We start from the raw sequence: 25,271 nt of genomic DNA on the forward strand, positions 1-25,271 counted from the left end.
GTAACCAGCCTCCCAACGAAGAAGGCCGCCCTGTCGGCGGCCTTCCGCGTTCCTGCCCCTGGTGCTGGAGGTGAATCAGCTGTTCGCACGCAGCGACGCGATGCGCTCCTCGATCGGCGGGTGGCTCATGAACAGCTTCTTCAGCCCCTGGGCCATGCCCCCGCGAATGCCAAAGGCCGCCATCTGATCGGGCATGTCCACCTGGCGCCCGGAGGCGCGCGCCAGCGACTCCAGTGCACCGATCATTTTTTCGCGTCCGGCCAGCTTCGCTCCCGCCTCGTCGGCCCGGAACTCGCGCTGGCGCGAGAACCACATGACGATGATCGAGGCCAGGATCGCCAGGATGATCTCCGTCACGATGGTGGTAATCCAGAACGCCGGGCCATGACCGGACTCGTTCTTGAAAACCACGCGGTCGACGAAATGCCCAGCCACACGCGCCAGGAAGATCACGAAGGTATTCACCACGCCCTGGATCAGCGCCAGCGTGACCATGTCGCCGTTGGCCACGTGCCCGACCTCGTGGCCCAGCACCGCCTCGACCTCGCCCTGACCCATGCTTTGCATCAGCCCGGTGCTGACCGCAACCAGCGCATTGTTCTTGCTCATGCCAGTGGCGAAGGCATTCGGGTCCGGCGAGTCATAGATGCCCACCTCCGGCATGCCGATCCCGGCCTCACGGGCCTGGCGCTGAACGGTCTCCAGCAACCACTGCTCGGTGGCATTGCGCGGCTTGTCGATGACGTGGACCTTCATGGTCTTCTTGGCCATCCACTTGGAGATGGCCAGCGAGATAAAGGACCCGCCAAAGCCGAACACCGCGGCAAAGATCAGAAGCGCATTGAGGTCGAGGTGGACCCCCTCCTCGTCGAGAATGCGCTCCACACCCAGCAGGCGCAGGGTGATACTGAGCACGATGATGATGGCGAAGTTTGTCGCCAGAAACAGCGCAATACGTTTCATGAAGCCTTCCTGTACCCCATCAGTCGGAATCGGTGGATGCGTATTAAATGGTTGCCACGCGCCGGAATTCAAGGCTCGCCGGCGGTATTTCATCACCACCGGCGGGATACCGCGCCGCTTTAAGGAAACACTGATGAATATACACGCTCGCGTTGGTACCCCAGGTTTTCCGAGACAAGGCGCGTCGTGCAGCGGGTAGTGGTTCTACCCGCCCGCTTTTGATTGATTCGGGGCGCAACGCAGGATCGGGGAACCTGGGGTGCCAACCCCGAAGCGTGGGAACAGCGGCGTTGCGCCTCCTTTGTGCAGAATGACTGCACGGCAGTCACCGCGCCTTGTTCGCACGCAAAAGCGACGAAGCAGCGAGCGTGTATATTCATCAGTATTTCCTTAAGGACCACATTCCGGCGCTGCGGTTCCCAGCCCCCAACCCTGCCGGCCCCCTCCCATCAACGCCATTCTTCCCGCATACTGCCAGGCCATTCCTACGGTCCCGGCCGATGCCCTCCGCACCCTTGCCCGAAAACGAGCAGGCACGTCTGGAGGCAGTGCACCGCCTGCCCCTGGAAACCAGCGACCACGACCTGTTTCGGCCGCTGACGCGGCTCGTCGCGCGCCACTTCGACGTCCCCATGGCCACGGTCACGCTGGTCGACGAGCAATGCCAGTGCTTCATCGCGCCACAGGGTCCGCTCGGGGCCGGCACGGAGCGCAGCATCTCCTTTTGTGCACACGCTCTGGCCCGGCCGGATGAACTGCTGATCATCGAGGATGCCACCGCAGACCCGCGTTTTACCGACAACCCGCTGGTCCTCGACGAGCCCGGCATCCGCTTCTACGCCGGGATCCCGCTGACACCCGAGCCCGGGCTTGCAGTCGGCAATCTGTGCATCATCGACACGCAACCACGCCGCTTCCGTTCAGAGGAGGCGACGGATCTGCGCGAATTCGGCGAAATCGCCACCTCGTTGCTGCGCGAGTACCTCGCGCGCCGCGACCTGGGGCACAGCCGCAGCGCACTGGATGCTCAGGGCCAGCGTCTCGCCGCCGTACTCGAAACGGCCGCGGCCGGCATCATCCAGATCGACCACACTGGCCATATCGAGCAGTTCAATTCGGCGGCCGAACGACTGTTCGATTACCCGGCGGATCAAGTCCTCGGGCACAACGTATCCATGCTGATGCCGTCACGCTGGGCCCACGAACACGACGACTACCTGCGTCACTACCGCGAAACGGGGCAAGCGCGGGTGATCGGCAGCGGGCGCGAGGTCGAAGGGCTGCGCCGCGACGGTTCCACCTTTCCGATGCAGCTCGCGGTCAGCGAGGTTCGAATCGAAGAGCAGCCCCACTACATCGGTATCGTCACGGACCTCACCGACCTGCGCGAGAGCCAGCGCCGCGAACTGGCGGAGGCCGAACGGGCCAATCGTGCCAAGTCCGAGTTTCTCTCAAACATGTCCCACGAGCTGCGCACCCCACTGAACTCCATCCTGGGGTTCTCCCAGCTGATGCGGGCCGACCGGGCCCACCCACTGCCCGAGCGCCAGCAGCGCCAGGTCGAGCACATCGAGCGCAGCGGACACCACCTTCTGGCCCTTATCAATGACATCCTGGACCTGTCCCGCATCGAGGCCGGGCAAATCGCGTTGTCACTGGAGCCTACGGATCCCGCCATGACCCTCGCGGAGTGCCGCGGCATGATCGAGGGCGCGGCCAGCGAACGGGGCATCCAGCTGGACTTTCCGCCTCCGGAACCCGCCCTGCCCGCCGTACAGGCCGACCGCACACGGCTCAAGCAGGTACTGCTGAACCTGTTCAGCAATGCGATCAAGTACAACCGCGACGAGGGCATCGTGCGCGTCCACGTGACCCCCATGCCCGACGGACGCGTGGAATTCCGTGTCCGGGACACCGGCCTGGGGATCCCCGAAGACCGCCGCGCCGAACTGTTCCGGCCCTTCAGCCGCCTCGGGCACGAGACCGGCGCCATCCAGGGCTCCGGAATCGGACTGGTCATCACTCGGGAGCTGGTGCGACACATGGGTGGCGAACTCGAATACCGAAGCCAGGAGGGCGAAGGCACGGAATTCTTCTTCACCCTGCCCATGACCAGCGCCGCCGAGCGTCCAGCGACCCAGGAACACACAACCCGGTCGCTCGACGATGCACCGAGAACGGACTTGTGCCGGCGGGTGCTGTATGTCGAGGACAATCCAGCCAATGTCAGCCTGATGCAAGAGATCCTGGCGCTTCGCGACGGGATCGAACTACAGACGGCGGGAAGCGCTGAGGAGGGCCTGATGCTCGCCCGGGAGAACCCCCCGGATCTGGTGATCATGGACATCCACCTGCCCGGGATGAGCGGGACCGCGGCCGCCCGCCTCCTGCGCGCGCGTCCGGAGACCCGGGAGGTCCCGATCATCGCCCTGAGTGCCGATGCCACGCGTGAGGCCGTCGATGACGGGAACCAAAACCCGGATTTTGTGACTTACTTCACGAAGCCCTTGGATATAGCGCGGTTCCTCGCGGCCCTCGACCCACTGCTCGAGCCTTCCGCGAGTCGCACGGACGCCGATGATTACACCCGCTGACAGCCCCCGCGATGCCCGCATTCTGATCGTGGACGACAACCGGATGAACGTGGATCTGCTCGGGGCCATCCTCGAGGGGGCCGGGTTCCGGGATGTCGCCAGCGAAACCAGCGGGGAACGCGCGGTGGAGCGCTGGCGCGAAGAACCCTTCGACCTGGTGCTGCTGGACATCCGCATGCCCGGTATCGACGGCCACGAGGTGATGCGCCAACTGAACGGCGACCTGGCGGAGGGCGACTGGCTGCCGGTCATCGTCCTGACCGCGCAGATCGACCCCCAGACCCGGGAACAGGCCCTCGCCGCCGGGGCGCTGGATTTCATTACCAAGCCGTTCAACACCACCGAGGTGGTGCAGCGGATCGACAATCTCCTGCGGGTCCGGGCGCTGCACAACGCCGCCCACGATCGCGCCGAAGACCTGTCGCGCAGCCTGGCCGACCGTGTGCGCACCCTGCAACGCACCGAACAGGACCTCGAGCACCTGGCCCACCACGACCCGGCTACCGGCCTGCCAAACCGGCATTCACTGCTGCGTTTCATTGACGGGACCATCGAGACCGGCAGCGCCCTGGACCTGGTCATGGTGCACGTCCGTGGTCACGAGGCAGTGGAACGTCTTGAGGGCTATGCCGCGGCCGACCTGATGCTGCGCGAGATCGGCCAGCGGCTGCGCCTGGCCCTGGAAGATCAGACCCCGGGGCGAGTACTGTGCGGCATCTGGGGCAGTTCCACATTGCTGCTCGCCGTGGCCAGCAGCGAGAGCATTGCCACCAGCACCCTGCAGGACTGCCTGGATGCCTCGATGGCGCACCTGCGCCTGGGGCGCTACGAGATCACCCCCAGTGCCTCCGCCGGACACGTCCGGGCCCCCGATCATGGTCGCGACACTGAGGAACTGATCCGCCGGGTCTCGCTGACCCTGGCCAAGGGCGAACGCCGCGGGAGCGAGTGGCTCAGCTTCGACCCCGTACTGGAGCAGGCTGCACGCCGACGCCACCAACTGGAATACGGTCTGACGGTCGCCCGCGAGCAAGACCAGTTCCACCTGCTTTACCAGCCAAAGATCGAGCTCGCCAGCGGCTGCCTGGTCGGGTTCGAGGCCCTGATGCGCTGGGAGCATCCGCGTCTTGGGCTCATCTCGCCGGCGGAGTTCATCCCGCTGGCGGAGAACACCGGGCGTATCGCCGAGCTGGGAGAATGGGCCCTGCACGAGGCACTGGCCGCCGCCCGCCGCTGGCGCGAGGCCAGCGGGCACTGCCCGCCGATCGCGGTCAATGTCTCCACCCAGCAATTCGCCGCCCTGACCCGATCCGGCAGATCGCTGGTGGATGCAGTGGAAAGCGCGCTGAAGGCCAACGGCCTGAACGGCAGCGCACTGGAGATCGAGATTACCGAGACTGCGGTAATGCACGACGTGGACGCGGCAGTAGAGGAACTTCGGGCCCTTAGGGCCCTCGGGGTATCGATCGCGATTGATGACTTCGGTACCGGCTACTCATCGCTGGCGTACCTGCGTCGCCTGCCGGTTACGGCCATCAAGATCGACCGCAGCCTGATAGACGGCGTATCCGCGAACCCGAGCATGGACACTCTGGCCCGCGCCATCCTGTCGGTGGGGCGCGGGTTCGGCCTGACCACCGTCGCCGAGGGCATCGAGACCGAGGCCGACGCACGACACCTGGCGAAGCTCGGATGCCCGATTGGCCAAGGATATCTCTACCACCGCCCGCTCGCCGAGACGGACGCAAGCGGTCTGCTGGGCCGAGCCTGCGCCTGACATCCAGCCGCTCCCCCGCGCTTGGCGGTAGACGGCCACGCTTGCCAATCAGGCGCTGCGCACTTCCAGGCGATCGGCGTTCTGGTAGCCGCGCGGCAGCTGGCGCCCGCGCCGGGCGCGCTCGCCCACGTACTCCGCCCACTCCGTCGGGGCCAGCGCCTTGAAGCGCTTGCCGGCATGCACGACCAGGGTGTCCTGCGGGCCCAGCACGGCCACGCCGAGCACCCGCTCGGAGCCGTCCTTGAGGGCGGCGGACGGGATGCCAATCAGCTTGTTGCCCTTGCCGCGCGCCAGTTCCGGCAGCTCGGTGGCCGGGAACAGCAGCAGGTAGCCACGCGTGGTGACGACGGCGATGTGATCCTCGTGCGGGTTGCGCACCGAGGCCGGCTGCAGCACGGCGGCCCCGTCAGGCACGGTCAGCACGTTCTTGCCCGCCTTCTGCCGGCCCAGCAGATCACCCAGCTTCGCGACGAAGCCGTAGCCGTGATCCGAACCCAGCAGCCAGCGATCTTCCTCCGCCCCGGTGGCCAGGCCGACAAAGCGCGCGCCCTCCGGCGGGTTCACACGGCCGGACAGCGGCTCGCCCCGCCCGCGCGCGGACGGCAGGGTGTGAGCGGGGATGGTATAGGTGCGGCCGGTGGAGTCGATGAACGCGACCGGCTGGTTGCTGCGCCCGGTGACCGCGGCCTGGAAGGCATCCCCGGCCTTGTAGCTGAGCCCCTGGGCATCCACGTCGTGACCCTTGGCCGCGCGTGCCCAGCCCTTCTCCGACAGCACAATGGTCAGCGGCTCGGTGGGCACCAGCGCGGACTCGTCCAGGGCCTGCGCGGCGGCGCGCTGAACCAGCGGCGAGCGACGCTCGTCGCCGTAGTCCGCGGCGTCCTTCTCAATCTCGCGGCGCACCTGGGTGCGCAGGCGGCGCTCGGACCCGAGGGTCTTCTCCAGCTGGTCGCGCTCCTTCGCCAGTTCGTCCTGCTCGCCGCGGATCTTCATCTCCTCGAGCTTGGCCAGGTGGCGCAGCTTCAGCTCCAGGATCGCCTCGGCCTGGATGTCCGACAGGCCAAAGCGGCTCATCAGCTCGGGCTTGGGCTGGTCGTACTCGCGGATGATCGCGATCACCTCGTCGATATTGAGATACGCGATCAGCAGGCCTTCCAGCACATGCAGCCGCACCTGCACCTTTTCCAGGCGCCACTGCAGGCGCCGGCGCACGGTCTCGATGCGGAAGGTCAGCCATTCGCCCAGCAGCCCGGCCAGGTCGCGCACCTGCGGGCGCCCGTCGAGGCCGATCACGTTCATGTTTACGCGGTAGGTCTTTTCCAGGTCCGTGGTCGCGAACAGATGCGCCATCAGCGCCTCGACGTCCACGCGGTTCGAGCGCGGGGTGATCACCAGGCGGGTCGGGTGCTCGTGGTCGGACTCGTCTCGCAGGTCCTCGACCATCGGCAGCTTCTTCGCGCGGATCTGGCTGGCGATCTGCTCCAGCAGCTTGGCCCCGGAGACCTGATGCGGCAGCGCGGTCACCACGATGTCGTCACCTTCGCGTTCATAGCGCGCCCGCGCGCGGATCGAGCCCTGGCCGGTCTCGTAGACCCGGCTCAGTTCGGCGGGCGGGGAGATGATCTCGGCCTCGGTGGGAAAGTCCGGCGCCGGCAGATGCTCGCACAGCTCCGCGACAGTCGCCTTCGGGTGCTCCAGCAGATGCACGCAGGCCGCGGCCACCTCGCGCAGGTTGTGCGGCGGGATGTCGGTGGCCATGCCCACGGCGATCCCGGAGCCGCCATTGAGCAGCACGTTGGGCAGCCGGGCCGGCAGCACCTTCGGCTCGTCCAGCGCGCCGTCGAAGTTCGGCACCCAGTCCACCGTGCCCTGCCCCAGCTCCGAGAGCAGCAGCTGCGCATAGCGCGACAGGCGCGATTCGGTGTAACGCATCGCGGCGAAGGACTTGGGATCGTCCGGCGAGCCCCAGTTGCCCTGCCCGTCGACGAACGGGTAGCGGTAGGAGAAGGGCTGCGCCATCAGCACCATCGCCTCATAGCAGGCCGAGTCGCCGTGCGGATGGAACTTGCCGAGGACGTCACCTACGGTGCGCGCGGACTTCTTGTATTTGGCCGTGGCCGAGAGCCCCAGCTCGCTCATCGCGTAGATGATGCGGCGCTGCACGGGCTTGAGCCCATCGCCGATGTGCGGTAGCGCACGGTCCAGGATCACGTACATGGAGTAGTCCAGGTACGCCTTCTCGGTGAAGTCCTTCAGCGGCAGCTGCTCGCCACTGTTGGCGAACAGGCTGGGGGTCTCGATATCGGTCATCGGCTCTCTCGAAGGGCGAATGGATCACCATGGCGGCCTTTTACCGCTCGCCCGGCCCGCGTACTGTAGCGATCACACCGCCACCATTCCATTCCCGGGGAGAATGCCGTGCTGGGTACCGGCTGGATTGCCAGTATCACTGCCGTCGCCGCCTTTGCACTGGCCGCCGCCAGTGTGATGCACGCATTGCTCCAGCGCCGCGAGACCGGGACCGTGATCGCCTGGGTCGGGCTGATCGTACTGCTGCCGGTGGGGGGCTCGATCCTGTACTGGATGTTCGGGGTCAACCGCATCCGCCGCCGCGCCCACGCCCTGCGCGAGGGCCATCTGCTGGTCGACCCCGCGGCGCGCGACGCCGACGGCCCGGGCATTCCGCCCCGCTGGAGTCGCCTGCTGGGCTGTGGCGACCGGCTCGCGCCGTTTCGCGCCAGCGCCGGCAATTCGGTCCGACCGCTGACCGATGGGGACCAGGCCTATGCGGCGATGCTCGAGGCAATCGACCGCGCGTCCCGCAGCATCACCCTGGCGACCTATATCTTTGACTACGACGTGGTCGGGCAGCGATTCGTGCGCCACCTGAACGCCGCCCGCGACCGCGGCGTCGAGGTGCGCGTCCTGATCGATGGGATCGGCGCCCGCTACAGCCGCCGCAACACCCTGCGCTTCCTCAAGCGGGCCGGCATCCCGGCCGCCGCCTTCATGCCCGTACACCACCTGCCGCGGACGCTCGCGGCATTCAATCTGCGCAATCACCGCAAGATGCTGCTGGTGGATGGCGAGCACGGCTTTACCGGGGGCATGAATATCCGTCGCGGCCACAGCGCGAGCGACCCGGGCCCACACCCGATTCAGGACCTGCACTTCGAGGTCCGCGGTCCGATCTGCCTGCAGTTGCAGCGGGTGTTCGCGGAAGACTGGCAGTTCAGCACGCAGGAGGCGCTGGAGGGCCCGCCCTGGTTCCCGGAGGAGACGCGCCTGGCAGGTGCCCAGTTGTGCCGCGCCCTGCCGGACGGCCCCGATGAAGACTTCGAGGTGCTCAAGTTCACCCTGCTGGCCGCGATCGCGGAGGCGCGCGAGCACGTTACCGTGGTCACGCCCTACTTCCTGCCTGACCTGGAACTGCTGGGGGCGCTCAAGGCCGCGGCCCTGCGCGGCATCGAGGTCGATCTACTGCTGCCGGAACGCAACAACCTGCGCCTGGTCGAGTGGGCCGCCCGTCCGCTGCACGGCGAACTCCTGACCCGCGGCTGCCGCATCTGGTTGACGCCGCCCCCGTTCAATCACTCCAAGCTGATGCTCGTCGACGGGGAATGGGCCCTGGTGGGATCGGCCAACTGGGACCCGCGCAGCCTGCGCCTCAACTTCGAGTGCAACCTGGAATGCGTGGACCGCGACCTGGGGCAACAGCTGGCCGACTGGGCCGAGGATCTGCGCTCGCGCTCCCATCGACTGACCCTGGAGGATGTCCACGCCCGCCCCTTGCCCGCTCGTCTGCGCGACGGGGCCGCGCGGCTGCTGACGCCGTACCTCTAGATGCCCCAGCGCGCGCAACCCGACGCTGCTTGTGCTTAACTCGAACACAGAGAAAGGGATTTCCGCCATTTCAGGGGGTCGATGGTGAATGGTCCACTGATCGCAGCGCTCTACTTGCTTGCCGGGCTGTGTGTGTACGCCACAGCCAGCCACCTGTTGTATGCCACCCATAGCCTGAGGCGCATGGAACATCTGTTGTTCGCCGCCATGTGCCTGCTGATAACGGGCGCCGCGATCAGCATTGCCCTTTCCTATCAGGCACCGTCCCTCGAGGCCTATACCGGTCCCATCAAGGCGTACTACGCCCTGATCGCCCCCCTCTATTTGCTGTTCGCGGCGTTCATCGCCCGCTATACCCAAACGCCTGCCCGGGGCCTGCTCGCGGCACTGGCGATATTGACGGTTGCCATGTGGGTTGCCAATGCGCAGCAACCACACGGGCTGCAACTGGGCGAGGTCACCGAACTGCGCACGGTGACCCTTCCCTGGGGCGAGACGCTGGCGCTCGCGACGGGAACCCCCAGCCCATGGTTTCTGCTGGGCCTGGCCGGACTGCTACTGGTGTTCGGCTTCGCGATTTGGGCCCTGCTACGCCAGTGGCGTCGCGAAGGTGGCAGCGGCCCGCTGGTCCTTTTCGCCGCCATGGCGGTCTTCCTCGCAGCCACCGCCCAGGGCGCACTGGTGCGCCTCGGCGTACTCGACTCGGTTCCACTGTCGGTATTCGGTTATCTGGGCATGATCCTGGTGATGAGCCTGGTACTGCACCGGGAAACCCAGGAGCGCATCCGCGAGTCCGAACACCGCTTTCGTGATCTGGTGCAACAGGCCCCGATGGCCGTGGCGGTTCTCACGCCCGAGGGCCGGGTGCGCCAGGTGAACGCCGCCTGGGAATCTCTTCATAGACGTGACGGCGAGCGCGTGCGCGATTCCAGCGTGCTGCACCGTCCCGACCCCATCGATGGACGCATCACCGATGCCATCAGGGCGGCTGCACAGGGCCAGCGTCAGTTGATCGAACCCTTCGCCTGCTACATGGGGGCCGATCCCGCGACGAAGCAGGCGGGCAGCCGCTGGCTGAAGGGGTGCGTGTATCCCCTGAAGAATCACCGGGGTGAGGTACAGGACATCGTGGTGATGCAGGAAGACATCACACTGGCGCGCCGCAGCGAAGATGCCCTGCGCGTGATCGCTCAGGGTTTTCGCGCCCACGACCGGGAGAGCTTCTTCCAGAACCTTGTGCTTCGGCTAAGCGAGGTCTTTCGCGCCAACTATGCCCTGGTGGGCATCAACATGGCGGACAGGCCCGGTTACGTCGAAACCGTCGCGCTTTCCCAAGATGGAGAACTCGGGCAGAACATCCACTATGCCCTGGCCAACACCCCTTGCGATGAAACACTAACGAGCGGTCTGTGCGTCTACCCGGATGGCGTTCAGGAACTGTTCCCACACGACCACCTCCTCGTCGAGATGGAGGCACGCAGCTATCTCGGGGCCCCCATGCTCGACAGTCAGGGACGCGAACTCGGACACATCGCGGTCCTGAACCGCTACCCGCTGGACGAAACCGAACAGGCAGCAGGCATCCTCGAGATCTTTGCCGACCGGGCAGCGGCCGAACTCGAGCGACTGGAAGGTGAGGAGCACATCCGGCGGCTCGCCTATCACGATCCGCTGACCGGACTGGCCAATCGGATCCAGTTGCACGACGCCCTAACCCAGGATCTGGACCTGGCACATTACGGGGGCCAGCATGGCGGGCTCATCCTGATCGACCTGGACCATTTCAAGACGATCAACGATGCCCTGGGGCACGCGGTCGGTGACACCGTGCTGGCCGCGGTCGCCGACCGCCTGCGACAGAACGCGCCCGTCCAGGCCCTGGTGGTGCGCCTGGGCGGGGACGAGTTCGCCACCCTGATCCATCCCCGGCGCGCATCGCGCCAGGCGATCGAGGCGACGGTCAACGACGCGGCCCAACGGCTGCTGGATGCCCTGCAGCACCCGATCGTGGTGGGAGAGCGCACCTTCAGTGTCGGCGCCAGCCTGGGCTGCGTGCTGTTCCCGGACGCGGGGCAGACCTCATCGGATGCCTTGCGCCATGCCGACATCGCGCTGTACCAGGCGAAACGGGCCGGACGCGGCGGGGTGCAGTTCTACCGCCATGCCCTGCAGGACGAGGCCCGTGCACGGCTGCAGATCGAGGAGGGGCTGCGCCAGGCCCTGGCGAATCACGAGATGCACCTGAGTTACCAGCCGCAGTTCGATGCCCAGGAGAACATGATCGGTGCCGAGGCGCTGCTGCGCTGGACACACCCCGAGCTGGGCTCGGTCGGGCCGGCGCTGTTCATCCCGATCGCCGAGGAGACCGGGCTGATCCACCCTATCGGGACCTGGGTGGTCGAACATGTACTGGAAAATCTGCGGGACTGGCGCGCGCGGGGTCTGCCGCTTCCGCCCCACGTGGCCATCAATATCTCGCCCTGGCAGCTGGCCCGCCCCGATTTCGTCGAGCAGCTCAGGGAGCGCGTGCAGGCCGCCGACCTGGAACCCAGCCGCATCACCCTGGAAGTGACCGAGTCGGGACTGCTGCGTGACCTGTCCGATGCCATTGGGAAACTTCGGGTGCTGCGCGAGTTCGGCGTCCAGGTGGCACTGGATGACTTCGGCACGGGGTATTCGTCTCTGGCCTACCTGCGCGATCTGCCACTGGACGAACTCAAGATCGACAAGTCGTTCATCGATGAACTCGTGGACAAGGGCGAGCAGATGCTCATCGAGAACATCCTCGATATCGGCCACAACATGGGCCTGCGCGTGATCGCCGAGGGCGTGGCCCAACAGACCCAGCGCCAGCGGCTCCTGGCACTGGGTTGCACGCATTTCCAGGGATTTCTCTACGGCCAGCCGATCGCGGAAGACGAGTTCCCGGCCTGGCTGGAACGAAACTCCAGCCCGGCAGCGCAACGCCAGAGCTGACCCAGCGCTGACTACGGGGCTTCCAGCCCAAGACCGCAGCCCAGCGGCCCGCGCCGCCGATGCCGTGTGTTCGACCGGCTGGCGAGGCTGGTATCGACCTGCTCGTACAACACGATCCCGCCGCCCCCGGCCTCCTTGGCCGCATACATCGCACGATCCGCCTGCAGCAGCAGACCTTCCGCGTCGGCACTGTCATGCGGGTACAGAGCTGCTCCCATGCTCAAGCCCACCTGCACGGCCTCGTGGTTGACCTCGATGGGCTCGGCAAAGCGTTCGATCAGCTTCAGACCGACCCCGAGCAAGGCATCCGGGCCATCCATGTTTTCCAGCAGAATCACGAACTCGTCTCCCCCCATGCGGGCGACCACATCGCACTCGCGCACCCCCTCGCGCAGACGCCCGGCCACCGTCACCAGCACCACATCGCCCGCGTCATGGCCAAGCCGGTCATTGATTGGCTTGAACCCGTCCAGATCGCAGACCACCAGGGCCAGCCCCGTGTTGTTGCGCTGGGCACGGCGCAGCGCATGGCACAGGTGCTCGTTAAAGAGACTGCGATTGGCCAGCCCGGTCAGCGAGTCATGATGGGCCTGATGCCACAGGCGCTCCTCCGAGGCCTTTTCCAGGGTGACATCCCGCACCATCCCCAGGACCTGCAGGGGGCGGCCGGTGTCGTCACGGGCGATCTCGCCTTCCACGCGCACATGGCGCACCCCGCCATCCGGCCGCACGACCCGGTGATCGACACGATAGACCGCTTCGCTGGCAAGGGCCTGGTTGATGGTCCGGCGCACGCGGGTGCGGTCATCCGGGTGCACGGCGTGGATGTAGGACTCGAAACCCGCCTCGTCCAACCCGGGGTCCAGCCCGAACAGCTCGAACACATGAGCGGACCAGTTCAGCTGCCCATTGCGTATGTCCCAGTCCCAGAACCCTGCGCCCGCACTGCGCTGCGCCTCCTCCAGGCGCGCCGTGGTCTCCTCGAGCTCCGCCGTTCGACGCGCCACGGCGGCCTCGAGACCCCCCTGGGTCTCGCGCAGGCGCGCCTCCACTCGTTCGCGCTCGCGCAACTCGTCCTGTAGTGCCTGGTGATTGCGCTGCAGGCGGTGGCGTACGCGAGCCCCCAGCAGCATGATCAGCAACGCCGCCAGACCGGTGGCCCACAGCATCCATTCCTGGCTTTGTTCATGGCGTTGCGCCATGACCTCGATCGCACGCGTATTGTCCCGGTGGAAAGCCTCCAGTATGCGCTCCATCTGACCCAGGACTTCTTCCTGCACCGGCATCAAGTCGGCATACAGCATGCCCAGGGCCTCGTTACGGTCCCCGACCAGGGCGAGATCGACGATGTCTTCCAGAAGCGGGGCGCCGATGGAAGTCAGCTCGCGCAATTCCTGCATGCGCTGGCGCTCCGCGGTCTCGGTGGTCTGGGCCTCCGCCGCCGCCAGTGTCTCCACGAACTGGGGCGCGAGGTCGCGAAACTCCCGGTGATAGCGCTCCTGCAGGGCGGTGTCCTCCGCGCTCACCACCAGCGATGCGCGCAGCACACGCTCGCGCACCAGGCTGCGCATGCGGTGGACATGATCAACCCTCTGGATGTGTTCTTCGGTGAGGTTCTGGATATCCTGCTGCAGGTGTTGCACCCGCAGCCAACTGAACACCGCGATCGCCGCGACCAGCAGAATCACCAGCGCAAACACGCTGGTGATTCCCGGGACACGCGGGCGATCGACGGACACGATCAGCCCACCGACCTTCCGGCTGCCAGTGCCTTCGCCCGCGTGATCGTCGGATCGTCACCGACCGTCCGGCAGGTCTGAGTCCAGTCCTTGACGCGCATGCTGTCTCCCTGTGTGATCGTGAGTCCGCACGACCACACGCGAGAGTGCCCCGGGATGGCGCCAAACTCAAGAGGGGACGGGACACCCATCGATAACCCCGAGACCCGGGCGGCGCTGTCCCGGGCCTACACTGCCACGCACTATTGCATCGAGGCCCCCGGGCAGACGTTGCTCCTGCGCATCGGTCAGCGCGATCCGCGTCTCGAGGCCGCCGTGCAGGCACAGGGGGTGAAGCAGGCCAGCTTGCTGACCGCATGGAACCCGCGCAGCGACCCCCTGCCGGAACCGGAGAACCGCGCACGCCAGGCCCGTCTCGAGCGCGAGCTGGCGCAGGCCGGCTGGCGCTGCTGGCCCACGGTCCACCGGGACCCGGCCGGCCGCTGGCCCGACGAACCCGGCTGCTGTGTGCTGGGGATGGGCGCCGCCGAGCTGGATACCTGGATGGTCGGGTTCGACCAGAACGCGGCTGTGGTAATCGAACCTCCCGGCACGTCGCGTCTGGTCTGGCACCCGGCCCTGCGATCGGCCGGCTGAGCCCCGGCCGCTCCCGACTGCCCGACCGGCAATGACCCTACTGCGGCATCAGCGGACCACCGGAGGCCACGATGATGGTGACCAGCCCGATCAGGGTGTTGATACCCACCAGCCGGCGGATCTGGCCCAGACGGCGCAGGCCTTCCGCGGTATCACTGGCCGCGATCGCCTGGCGCATACGGCGGTACGGGGCGAATACCACATGGGCGAAGATCGCCATCATGATGAGGCCCAGCGCCAGCATCGTGTGCACACTGGGATGCACGCTGTCCATGCCGCCAAACACCAGGAAGATCATGTGGAAGCCGGTGATCAGCAGCGCCACGACGGCCGCCCATACCCAGGGGAAGAAGCGCTGGAACACCTCTTCCCACAGGCGCAGCCGCGCCATGCCGTCGAGCTGCCGTGCCGCCGTCGGCCGCAGGAACATCCAGGCGAAGAACATCCCGCCAACCCAGATCACGACCGCCAGCACGTGCACCACGGTGGCCAGTGCATACCCTTCCATATTCCGCTCCTTGTCCGTTTCGGATGATTCCGTGGCGCAGTGTAGCCGGGCACAGCGGACTCTGCCGACCCCTGTCTCGCCAGTCACCATCCGGCGCTGCCCTCGCGGACTCTTGCAGCGGCGACGTCCCAAGACGACGATCGACCAATGATCGCCGCGATCCTGAGCGCTACGCTGGAACTCGCCCTGACGGCCGCCCCGTGGCTGCTGCTGGGCCTGGCCGCGGCCGGACTGGTCAAGGCCTTCCTGCCAGAGGCGGTGCTGCAGCGCTGGCTGGGCGGCACGGGTCTGGCACCGACCGCCCGCGCCGCCATTGCCGGGGCACCCTTGCCGCTTTGCTCCTGCGGGGCGATCCCGACCGCCCTGGCACTGCACCGGGGCGGCGCCGGACGGGGCCCGACCACGGCGTTCCTGATCGGTACCCCGGGCGTGGGCGTCGACTCGGTGGCGATCAGCTATGCCCTGCTCGGCCCCCTGATGACCGTCGCCCGGGTCGCCGGCGCCGTGGTGACGGCCATCGCCACGGGCCTGCTGGTCGGGCGCACGCGCGCTCCCGCGGCGCATGCGGACAATACGCGGACGTCACAAGACTGCTGCACCGCGGCTTCCTGCGATGGAGGGGGCTCACCATCCGCCACGGCGCCGGGCCCATGGACGCGCCTGCTGGAGGGCCAGCGCTACGCATTCGGCGACGTGCTGGATGACATCCGTCTCTGGCTGGTGATCGGACTGTTCGTTGCCGGGGCGCTGCTGGCCCTGGTGCCACCGGCCGCACTGGCGGAATATGGCAGCGGGCTGCCGGCAATGCTGCTGCTCGCCGTGATCGGCATCCCGATGTACCTGTGTGCGACCGCGGCCACCCCCATCGCGGTCGCCCTGCTGGCGGCTGGAGTTTCTCCTGGCGCCGTGCTGGTGTTCCTGCTGGCCGCCCCGATCACCAGCCTGGCGACCCTGGGGGTGTTCCGGCGGGAACTGGGCAACGCGGCCCTGAGTCTTTATCTATTGGGGATCGGCGCCAGCACCGTGGCGCTCGGGCTGGCACTGGATGCCGGACTGGGCATGAGCGGGTTGAGCCCCGCGATCACCCCGGGCAAGGCCACCGAATGGATACCGCCCACCGTCGAATGGGTGGCGCTGGCCGTGCTGGTGGTGCTCGCCCTGCATCCGCTACGCTGGCGCCTGCCTGCCCATGCCTAAGGAGCCGTGATGTCCAACCGTTCAATCGGGCTCGATGACCGCCTTCAGGCCTATGTACTGGATCGCTCGCTGCGCGAGTCCAGCCTGCTTGCGGAGCTGCGCGCCGAGACCGCGGGGCTGCCGGAGCACAACATGCAGATCGCCCCCGAACAGGGACAGTTCATGGCCCTGCTGGCGCGCCTGGTCGGGGCCCGGCGCTACCTGGAAGTCGGCACCTTTACCGGCTACAGCGCGCTGGCGGTGGGGCAAGCTCTCCCCGACGACGGCGAGGTGGTCTGCCTGGATCACAGCGAGGCCTGGACCGCGATCGCCAGGCGCTACTGGGACCGGGCCGGTCTGGCCGCGCGCATGAACCTGCGCCTGGGCGATGCGCGCGCCAGCCTGCGCCAGCTGGAGGCTGAAGGACAGAGCGATCGCTTCGATCTTGCGTTCATCGACGCCGACAAGACCGGTTACCCGGAGTACTTCGAGGCCTGCCTGCGCCTGGTCCGCCCGGGCGGACTGATCATGGTGGACAACACCCTCTGGCATGGTCAGGTGGCCGACCGCGACTGCGATGACGAAGACACCCGGGCCATCCGCGACTTCAACCAGGCGCTGCATCGCGACGAGCGCATCGACCTCTCGCTGGTACCGATTGGTGACGGCCTGTCCCTGGCGCGCCGCCGCTGATCGTCAGGCCGCGCGCGAATCAGGCGATCAGCGACAAAGCCCGTCGCCAGACAACCCCCGGCGACAGATCACGCGCCGCTCCACCCCGGTCACCGCCCAGCCATCGTCGCGTTCACGAAGTGTCAGCCGGTATTCATGGTCGCGCACGGCGTCATCGCGCAGGTTCTTGACGAAGACCTCGGCCCGCTCGCGGCGCTGATGGTGGATCTCCAGACTGGAGTAGTCCGTACCCAGGCCCTCGCGCCAGCCGCTGGCCTCCACCCAGTCCATCACCGCGCCCCCCGGCGTGGCGGCCGGTTCGAGCTCCGGGATCTCGAGCGTCTTGCGCTCGGTCGGCTGCGGCTGGAACACGTCCGTCGCTCGCTTTTGCTCAGAGGGGAATGGCGCACAACCCGCCAGCAGCCCGCCCAGCAGAAGCGCCCCGATTAGTCGTCTGTCTATCATGGCTGGTACCCCATCACGTGTCTCGCGTCGCAAATCCATCATCCACTGCAACAAATTCCACCGCACGAACGTCTTATCATCACATGACCACAAGCCCATTCCCACGGGGGATACGATGATGGACCACATCCGCACGACAGGACTCGCCCTGGTGGCCGCGGCCGCGCTGGCACTCAGTGCGCCGCTCGTGCTGGCCGAGGAGCAGGCCGCCGAGGACGAAACCGCAACCGAAATGGAAGAGCTGCGCGACGACTGGGCGCAGACCCGCGAAGAAATCCAGGCCGATGCCGAACGCGACGACGAAGCAACCCGCTCGCGCACCCGCGAAACCCTGGATGCAATGGACCAGCAGCTCACCACCCTGCGCGAACGCACGCGCGAGGGCTGGGATGACCTGAGCGATGCCACCCGCGAGCGCCGAGAACGGGCCTACGACGGACTGGTACGCGAACGCGACAACCTGGCCGAATGGTCCGCCGAGACCCGCGAACGTTCCTCCGGTGCCTGGCAGGGTGTGCGCGAAGGCGCCCGCGATGCCTGGGGTGGCGTTCGCGATGGCTCGCGCAAGGCCTGGGGCTCCGTTCGTGATGCCGTCCGCGGGGATCGCCCGCCGGCCGAGCAAGGCGAACCGGGCACGCAGGAAAATCCCGCGGACCCGGACGACCCGGCCATGCAGACGGATTGAACCAACGGACGGACTGAAATGGTACTCGTCACAATGAGGGTTGAATGAAGCCAAGCCGACACGGACGCCGGCCCGTCATGTTCCTTCCGGCCCTGGCCGCGCTGCTCGCCGGCGCGGTCCTGGTCGGTTGCGACGGTCTGCCAGGCCTGGACGCGACCCCGGAACACCACCAGCGCGACTGGGACAACGAGACCCTGCAATACGGCGAACGGCTGTACATGCAGAACTGCGCGGTATGCCACGGCGAGAATCGCGAGGGCGCGGAGAACTGGCGCCAGCGCGACGCGGACGGCTACATGCCGCCCCCGCCCCTGGATGGCAGCGCCCACACCTGGCACCACCCCTACTGGCAGCTCAAGGACATGATCCGCTACGGCGCCGAAGCGCGCGGCGGGGCCATGCCCAGTTTCGAGGACACCCTGTCCTACGACGACGTAGAAGCGATCATCGCCTTCATACAGGCGCAGTGGCCCGACGAGATCTTCGAGGCATGGATCCGCTACGACCAGAACCACCCGACCCAGGAGGCCTGGGAGGAAGCGATGGGCGAGCCCTGGGTCACTCACGTATCCGATCCGCGCAACCCTTCGACCGGGCACGAACATCACTAAACAGTGCTCAACCGGGACCTCACGCAAGCCACACCGCCCCCAGGAATTACGCCCACGCGGGAATAGCCGCTAGCGCCACGGCGTCTGCCGAGATAGCAAGCCTCAAACGGGTTATGATCCGCCGCGTTCACACCCAGGGTATGGAAGACCGGGGAAGCCCATGCATGACGCAGCCAGTGGTCGCCGCGAACACGGAAACCACCAATGAATCGCCGCCGTAGCGACGTCCTCCCGGACGAGGAGCGCGCGCGCCTCGAGGGCCTGATTCGCGAGGAACGCGAGGCCCGACGACATGCAGAATCCCTGGCCGACACCCGCCTGCAGGACCTCTACGCGAAGCAGCAGCAGATCGAACTGCTCAACACGATTGCCTTCGCAGCCAATCAGTCCGACTCCATCGCCGAAGTCCTGCGCACGGCCCTGAATGCCATCGGGGAGTTTCTCGACTGGCCGGTCGGCCATGCCTACCTTGCGCGCAAGAGTTCAGATGGCGAACTGGAGCTGGGCCCGACGGGCATCTGGCACCTGCGGACACTCGACCCGGTCGAGGCCTTTCGTGAATGTACGGAAGACACGATCTTCCGTTCCGGCCAGGGCCTGCCCGGCCGCGTTCTCGAACAGCGTGCCCCGGTGTGGATCGAGCACCTGGATCAGGACCCCCATTTCCCCCGGCGCGCGGCAGCGGCCTTGAGCGGCCTGCGCTCGGGCTTCGCCTTCCCGGTCATGGTCGGGCACGAGGTCGCCTGCGTACTGGAATTTTTCGCCGCCGAGACCACGCCCGAGCAGCCGGAGGTACTGGCCCTGCTGGCACAGGCCGGTGTGCAACTGGGGCGCGTGGTCGAGCGCAACCGCCACGCCGAACGGCTGATCCACCACGCCTCCCATGATCCGCTGACGGGCCTGCCGAACCGGCGGCTCTTTCACGACCGCCTGGAGCACGCGATCGCGCGCTATGCGCGCGAGCCGGAGTCACTGTTCGCCGTGCTGTTCGTCGATCTCGACCGCTTCAAGCTCGTCAACGACAGCCTCGGCCACACGGCCGGGGACGAGCTGCTGGCCCAGGTCGGCCAGCGTCTGCTGACGACGCTACGCCAGAACGACACGGTTTCTCGTCCCGGCGTTGACCACAATGCGCGACCGGACGACACCCTCGCCCGACTGGGCGGTGACGAATTCACGATCCTGCTGGAGGGCCTGCACGAACCGGTGGATGCGCTGCGCGTCGCCGAGCGCCTGCAGGCCGTCCTGCACGAGCCCTTCGCGGTCGCCGGCCAGACGGTGTATGTCACGGTCAGTATCGGCATCGCCACGCGCCCCGATGGCCAGGCCTGCCCAGTCGCCAGTGCCGATCAGGACGGCCCGAGCTGTGCCGAGGATCTGATGCGCGAGGCGGATATGGCGATGTATCGCGCCAAATCGCTCGGCAAGGCCCGCTGCGAGTTCTGCGACCCGGGCATGCAGACGCAGGCGCTCGAGAGCCTGCGTCTGGAGACCAGCCTGCGCGAGTCGGTGGAGCGCAATGCCTTTGTCGTGCATTACCAGCCGATCATGTCCCTGGCGGACAATCGCATTACCGGGTTCGAGGCCCTGGTGCGCTGGGAACGGGAAGGCGAACTCCTGCCCCCGGATCGCTTCATCCCGATCGCGGAGGATGCCGGGCTGGTCCACCTGATCGACATGCAGGTGCTGTATACCGCGTGCTGCCAGCTACAAGCCTGGAATGCACAACGCAGCGGCCCGCCGCTGACGATCAGCACCAACCTCTCCGCGCGGCAGCTCACCCGCCCCGAGCTGGTGGACGAGGTCGCCACGATCCTGTGCGGTACCGACACCCCGCCGGAACAACTGCGCCTGGAGATCACCGAGACCGCAACGCTGGGCAACCTCGAAGAACTGATCGCCACCCTGAAGGGACTGAAGGCCCTCGGCGTCAGTCTGGCGATGGATGACTTCGGCACGGGCTACTCGTCGCTCAGTTATCTTCACCGCCTGCCGCTGGATATCCTGAAGATCGATCGCGCCTTCGTGGCCGGGCTGGACCGCGACGAATACAGCCAGCGCCTGGTGCAGACCGTGATCAACATGGCGCGCAACCTCGGCCTGGAGGCGGTCGCCGAGGGCGTCGAGAGCAATACCCACGCGGCCACCTTGCGCGCACTGGGGTGCACCCGAGCCCAAGGGTACTACTACTCCCGCCCCGTACCCGCCGACCGGGCCGGCGACCTCCTGGTTGCCGATCAGCTCCCGCTGGTCACCACCTGAGCCCAGCGGCCGGCCTGGAGGCTACACCGCCGTCGGGGCAATTCCTCGACGGCGGGCCAGCACCTGGCGCACCACCAGTTTCTCCAGCTCCACGATCACGAACACCGCAAGGCCGAAGGCCAGGATGCGCAGCCAGTCGCCCAGGCCGATCGTGGTCGTGCCGAACAGGGTGTGCATCACCGGGGCATAGGTGAAGGCCAGTTGAAGCAGGATCAGGACCCCAATCGCGATCCACATGCTGTGCGAGCGAAACAGCTCGAATCCCGGCAGCACCGGCTGGTGGATCAGGCGCAGATTCAGGAGATAAAAGGCCTGCCCGGCCACCAGGGTATTGATCGCAATGGTACGCGCCAGCTCCTCGTTTACGCCGACCACCGTCTCCATGTAGACGAAATGTCCGAAGGTCCCGAGCCACAGCAGGACCGCAACAAACGGGATGCGCCACAACAGGAACCCGGACAGGAGCGGCTGATCCGGGGCACGCGGCGGACGCTGCATCACCCCCGGCTCGGCACGTTCGAAGGCCAGCGCCATCGCCAGGGTCACCGAGGTCACCATGTTCACCCACAGTACCTGCACCGGTGTCAGCGGCAGGGCCAGCCCCATCAGGATCGCCATCATGATAGTCAGCGACTGCCCGGCGTTGGTCGGCAGCATGTGCAGGATGGCCTTGCGGATGTTGTCGTAGACCGTGCGCCCCTCCTCGACCGCGTGGGCGATCGAGGCGAAGTTGTCGTCCGCGAGCACCATCTCCGACGCCTCCTTGGCGGCCTCCGTGCCCTTGCCGCCCATCGCGACGCCGACATCCGCGCGCTTGAGTGCCGGGGCGTCGTTCACCCCGTCCCCGGTCATGGCAACGATCCGACCGCGGCCCTGCAGGGCCCGCACCAGACGCAGCTTGTGCTCGGGCGAGGTGCGTGCGAACACATCGGTGGCCTCGGCCATCTGCGCCAGGCGCTCGTCGTCTACATCATCCAGCTCGTGTCCCGCGTGCGCCTCGGCATCGCGCCCCAGTCCCAGTTGCTCGCCGATGGCCCGCGCGGTCGCCAGGTGGTCCCCGGTGATCATCTTCACGCGAATACCGGCCTCCCGGCACTCGGCCACGGCCTGAATTGCCTCTTCCCGCGGCGGGTCGATAATCCCCACCAGGGCGAGCAGGGCGAACCCGCCCTGCTCGACATGATCGAAATTCAGTTCGCGCTGATCAGGCTCCACCTCGCGGGTCGCAATGGCCAGCAGGCGCTGGCCGCGAGCCGCGATGGCTTCCAGCGACTGGTGCCAGGCTTCGCGGTCAAGGTCATCGGTATCCTCACCCGCACGCACCCGGTCGCACAGCTCCAGCACCCGCTCCGGGGCCCCCTTCAGAAAGATCTGCGCATGCCCGTCGTGATCATGGTGCAGGGTCGCCATGTAGCGATGATCGGACTCGAACGGGATCACATCGGCACGCGGAAGCCGCTCCGCCTCCAGGTGCGGGTCGAGCCCCGCCTTGCGCGCGGCCACCACCAGCGCCCCCTCGGTCGGGTCGCCCTCCATCACCCACTCGCCCTCGCGTTCGAACACCTGGGCGTCGTTGCACAAAAGGCCCGCGCGCAGCACCTCCAGCAGCGCCGGCTGCTCGTCGGCCTCCACTTCCTGCTGGCCCACGGAGAAATGCCCGTGCGGGGCATAGCCCACGCCGGAGACGCCGTACTCTTCGCCCGCCGTGCACACGGTCTGCACCGTCATCTCGTTGCGGGTCAGCGTGCCGGTCTTGTCGGAGCAGATCGTGGAGACCGAGCCCAGCGTCTCCACCGCCGGCAGGCGACGGATGATGGCATTGCGCCGCGCCATCTTCTGCACGCCGATCGCCAGGGCGATGGTCATGATCGCCGGCAGACCCTCGGGGATGGAGGAGACCGCCAGACTGGCCGCTGCCAGGAACATCTCGTCCAGCGGGTAACTGCGCACCCAGTAGCCAAAGGCGAACGTCGCAGCGGAGATAACCACGACGACGCCGGCCAGCCAGCGGCCGAACTGCTCCATCTGGCGTACCAGCGGCGTCTGCAGGCTTTCGACCTCGCCCAGCATCGAAGATATGCGACCGATCTCGGTGTGCTCGCCGGTGGCCACCACCACGCCGTGCCCGCGCCCGAAGGCGACCAGCGTGCCGGAAAAGGCCATGCCGGTGCGGTCCCCCAGGTCCGCCTCGCGGTCCACGGCTTCGGGGGATTTTTCCACCGCGACCGACTCCCCGGTCAGCACCGCCTCCTCGACCCGCAGGTTCTTGACCTCGAGCAGGCGCAGGTCCGCCGGCACACGGTCGCCCGCCTGCAGATAGACGATATCGCCCGGGACCAGCTCCTCGGCCGGAATCTCGCGCCGGTGCCCATCGCGCAGGGCCAGCGCGTGCGGCGAGAGCATCTTGCGGATCGCATCCAGCGCCTTTTCCGCCTTGCCCTCCTGGACAAAGCCGATCAGCGTGTTGATCAGGACCACGGCCAGGATCACGCCGGTGTCGACCCAGTGACCGAGCAGGGCCGTACCGGCCGCCGCGGCCAGCAGAATGTAAATCAGGATGTTGTGGAAATGGCGAAAGAAACGCCGGATCAGGCCCGCCTGCTCCGGCGGGCGCAGCTGGTTCCTGCCGTACTGGTCCAGGCGTTCCCGGGCCGCGTCAGTGGACAGCCCCTCGCGGCGACTGTTGCGCTCGCTCAGGGCGGCATCGGGATCAAAGGCATGCCAGGCGATGGTCTCGTCCCTGGGGGACTGCGCGTTTTGCGATTCGTCCATTCGGTATCGGTGCCGAGAGATGAACCCCCATCCTCGAACAAGACCCCGCGACCGGCAAGCCTCGGCGGGCAGGTCGCGGGGCCTGATTCAGCCCCGCCGTTCAGCCGATGGTCGGCTAGCCTGTGGCCGGCTAGAAATGCACGCCCAGCTTGGCCATCACCCGCAGATTGTCGACGTCCTCGCGACCGCGGCCGCTACGGAAGCGATCACTCTCCGTGAACTGATAGCGGGCCTCGACGCCAAGAAACATATTGTTGTCCATCGTGTACTTCAGGCTGCCGCCGAACTGAGCCGCCCACAGGCCGTTGGTGTCATCACCCAATTCCGCACGCACATAGCCCAGGCCGGGACCGAAACCCAGCTCGAGGTTCGGTGCGGTCTCGAACATCCAGTGGGTATTCAGCTCGGTGCTGGTCATGCGCAGCGGGCTCTCGGAGTATCGGGAAACGCTCAGCTGGTGGCGCAGGACACCGGTGCGCGGCTGGAGCAGCTGGCAATTTGCACCCAGCTCGATGCCATAGCCCCAGTCCGTCGAGGCCCCCGACGCGTCCGGCGAGACCGAGCCGAGCATGACGGCGATACTGGGTTCCATGCCCACGCGTTCCTGCGCCTGGACCGTCGTTCCGGCCAGCGCAAGAGAACCAGCGGCCAACATAGCAAGGGACGTACGTAGCTTGAGCATGGGACACCTCCAGTGAGTCATTGACGGGGACCTGAAGCCCCGCTGGCGCGTCGTGCCGCCACCGCCAGCAGGAACTTCAGCACCTACTGATATTAGTTGATCCCCGAGCCCATAGAAACCGGGGCGGGCCACCAGGGAACGGAATTTTTTCGCCGCCCGATGCATCGAAGGGTGCGGAGCGTGTCTTTGAATCAGGCAGAAGTTGCCCACCACGGGAACATCTGGATATTCCCTCGCTCTAATCCAGCGATCCGTCCGGCATGCTTCAACCATGCCTCGGGTCAAATTAAGCGCTAAAAAATTCATATGATCTACGGAGGTCACTCCATGTCCGATCAACCGAACGCGAACCGCCGAGCCTTTCTCCGCCGCGCCTCCATGGCTGTGGCAGCCGTCCCGCTCGCAAGTCTGACCACCTTCGGCGTTGCCTATGCCAAGCCGAAGGCCGAAGACGGTCACGCCCATGACTACGTGAACGATGCGTCCGACGCATCCGGCCACGACGCCTACGAAGACGGTGCCGTGTGCGACAACTGCGCCTTCTGGGCGGGCGAAGAGGACAACGGCTGGGGTGGCTGCCACCACCAGGCCTTCCAGGACGTCCTGGTCAACGCCGACGGCTGGTGCGATGCCCATGTCCGTGGCGGCTGATCACCACTCCGCCTGACGGCACCTGCGAACACCGCCTCCGGGCGGTGTTCGCGTTTATGGCCTCCGCAATTGAACGGTACGACTTGCGGACTGGGTCACAAACCGGTCACGCTTACGCCGCAGCGCCTCAAATTTTTGGCCTTCTGGACGTTATCGGACGATGAACCGCCCGTTTAAGGAGCTCCGCGTGCCCCACTCCCGTTCGAGCGCCTGCCCCGGCCCCGAGCAACATCGTTCTCCAATCAGAGCCCCCCTCTAG

Annotated in this window: 18 protein-coding genes; 11 read left to right on the forward strand and 7 right to left on the reverse strand. The window is 66.8% G+C overall.

The features are described 5' to 3' along the window. Positions 1-75: 75 nt before the first annotated feature. Complete coding sequence (gene htpX, locus F466_RS0107250) at positions 76-963, reverse strand: protease HtpX (protein WP_018174629.1); 888 nt, start codon at positions 961-963, stop codon at positions 76-78. Positions 964-1,463: 500 nt separating this feature from the next. Between htpX and F466_RS0107255 the strand changes: the two genes are divergently transcribed. Both F466_RS0107255 and F466_RS0107260 read left to right on the forward strand, forming a co-directional pair. Next, positions 1,464-3,557: an ATP-binding protein gene (locus F466_RS0107255; RefSeq protein ID WP_018138554.1), complete on the forward strand. Its 2,094-nt coding sequence runs from the start codon at positions 1,464-1,466 to the stop codon at positions 3,555-3,557. Then, positions 3,541-5,334: a bifunctional diguanylate cyclase/phosphodiesterase gene (locus tag F466_RS0107260; RefSeq protein ID WP_018138555.1), complete on the forward strand. Its 1,794-nt coding sequence runs from the start codon at positions 3,541-3,543 to the stop codon at positions 5,332-5,334. Before F466_RS0107255 ends, F466_RS0107260 begins: the two co-directional genes overlap by 17 nt. A gap of 48 nt (positions 5,335-5,382) precedes the next feature. On the opposite strand, the gene parC is transcribed toward F466_RS0107260, so the two are convergent. Further along, positions 5,383-7,644 carry a DNA topoisomerase IV subunit A gene (gene parC, locus F466_RS0107265; RefSeq protein WP_018993745.1) on the reverse strand — a complete coding sequence of 754 codons (2,262 nt, stop codon included), beginning with the start codon at positions 7,642-7,644 and terminating at the stop codon, positions 5,383-5,385. Positions 7,645-7,752: 108 nt separating this feature from the next. Between parC and F466_RS0107270 the strand changes: the two genes are divergently transcribed. Both F466_RS0107270 and F466_RS0107275 read left to right on the forward strand, forming a co-directional pair. Beyond that, the gene (locus F466_RS0107270) at positions 7,753-9,177 is read left to right on the forward strand and encodes a phospholipase D-like domain-containing protein (protein WP_018993746.1); all 1,425 of its coding nucleotides are present in this window, start codon (positions 7,753-7,755) and stop codon (positions 9,175-9,177) included. 81 nt (positions 9,178-9,258) lie between these two features. Then, positions 9,259-12,153, forward strand: a complete 2,895-nt coding sequence (locus F466_RS0107275; protein WP_018993747.1) for an EAL domain-containing protein — start codon at positions 9,259-9,261, stop codon at positions 12,151-12,153. 11 nt (positions 12,154-12,164) lie between these two features. Here F466_RS0107275 and F466_RS0107280 read toward each other — a convergent pair whose 3' ends face one another. Continuing rightward, complete coding sequence (locus F466_RS0107280; protein WP_018993748.1) at positions 12,165-13,892, reverse strand: diguanylate cyclase domain-containing protein; 1,728 nt, start codon at positions 13,890-13,892, stop codon at positions 12,165-12,167. A 270-nt stretch (positions 13,893-14,162) separates the two neighbouring features. Between F466_RS0107280 and F466_RS0107285 the strand changes: the two genes are divergently transcribed. After that, a complete protein-coding gene (locus F466_RS0107285) occupies positions 14,163-14,528 on the forward strand; it encodes a DUF3293 domain-containing protein (protein ID WP_018993749.1) in 366 nt (121 codons plus the stop codon). Positions 14,529-14,565: 37 nt separating this feature from the next. Here F466_RS0107285 and F466_RS0107290 read toward each other — a convergent pair whose 3' ends face one another. After that, on the reverse strand, positions 14,566-15,036 hold the full coding sequence (locus tag F466_RS0107290; protein ID WP_018993750.1) for a CopD family protein: 471 nt from the start codon (positions 15,034-15,036) through the stop codon (positions 14,566-14,568). A gap of 147 nt (positions 15,037-15,183) precedes the next feature. On the opposite strand from F466_RS0107290, the gene F466_RS0107295 reads away from it, so the two are divergent. After that, a complete protein-coding gene (locus F466_RS0107295) occupies positions 15,184-16,233 on the forward strand; it encodes an SO_0444 family Cu/Zn efflux transporter (RefSeq protein WP_018138562.1) in 1,050 nt (349 codons plus the stop codon). Between the two features lie 9 nt (positions 16,234-16,242). Beyond that, a complete protein-coding gene (locus F466_RS0107300) occupies positions 16,243-16,905 on the forward strand; it encodes an O-methyltransferase (protein ID WP_018993751.1) in 663 nt (220 codons plus the stop codon). Positions 16,906-16,932: 27 nt separating this feature from the next. Here F466_RS0107300 and F466_RS13140 read toward each other — a convergent pair whose 3' ends face one another. Beyond that, a complete protein-coding gene (locus tag F466_RS13140; RefSeq protein ID WP_038038635.1) occupies positions 16,933-17,349 on the reverse strand; it encodes a hypothetical protein in 417 nt (138 codons plus the stop codon). A 115-nt stretch (positions 17,350-17,464) separates the two neighbouring features. Here F466_RS13140 and F466_RS0107310 point away from each other — a divergent pair, with 115 nt between their 5' ends. The 3 genes from F466_RS0107310 to F466_RS0107320 all read left to right on the forward strand — a co-directional run bounded on the left by F466_RS0107310 (position 17,465) and on the right by F466_RS0107320 (position 20,907). Next, positions 17,465-18,034 carry a hypothetical protein gene (locus F466_RS0107310; protein WP_018993752.1) on the forward strand — a complete coding sequence of 190 codons (570 nt, stop codon included), beginning with the start codon at positions 17,465-17,467 and terminating at the stop codon, positions 18,032-18,034. 77 nt (positions 18,035-18,111) lie between these two features. Continuing rightward, complete coding sequence (locus tag F466_RS0107315; protein ID WP_018993753.1) at positions 18,112-18,645, forward strand: cytochrome c; 534 nt, start codon at positions 18,112-18,114, stop codon at positions 18,643-18,645. Between the two features lie 204 nt (positions 18,646-18,849). Further along, a complete protein-coding gene (locus F466_RS0107320; RefSeq protein WP_018993754.1) occupies positions 18,850-20,907 on the forward strand; it encodes a bifunctional diguanylate cyclase/phosphodiesterase in 2,058 nt (685 codons plus the stop codon). A gap of 21 nt (positions 20,908-20,928) precedes the next feature. On the opposite strand, the gene F466_RS0107325 is transcribed toward F466_RS0107320, so the two are convergent. Both F466_RS0107325 and F466_RS0107330 read right to left on the reverse strand, forming a co-directional pair. After that, complete coding sequence (locus tag F466_RS0107325; RefSeq protein ID WP_018993755.1) at positions 20,929-23,679, reverse strand: cation-transporting P-type ATPase; 2,751 nt, start codon at positions 23,677-23,679, stop codon at positions 20,929-20,931. A gap of 130 nt (positions 23,680-23,809) precedes the next feature. Further along, on the reverse strand, positions 23,810-24,361 hold the full coding sequence (locus tag F466_RS0107330; protein ID WP_038038639.1) for an outer membrane beta-barrel protein: 552 nt from the start codon (positions 24,359-24,361) through the stop codon (positions 23,810-23,812). Positions 24,362-24,688: 327 nt separating this feature from the next. On the opposite strand from F466_RS0107330, the gene F466_RS0107335 reads away from it, so the two are divergent. After that, a complete protein-coding gene (locus F466_RS0107335; RefSeq protein WP_018138570.1) occupies positions 24,689-25,012 on the forward strand; it encodes a high-potential iron-sulfur protein in 324 nt (107 codons plus the stop codon). Positions 25,013-25,271: the final 259 nt, after the last annotated feature.

The organism is Thioalkalivibrio sp. ALgr1 (assembly GCF_000378285.1).
Lineage (GTDB): Bacteria > Pseudomonadota > Gammaproteobacteria > Ectothiorhodospirales > Ectothiorhodospiraceae > Thioalkalivibrio.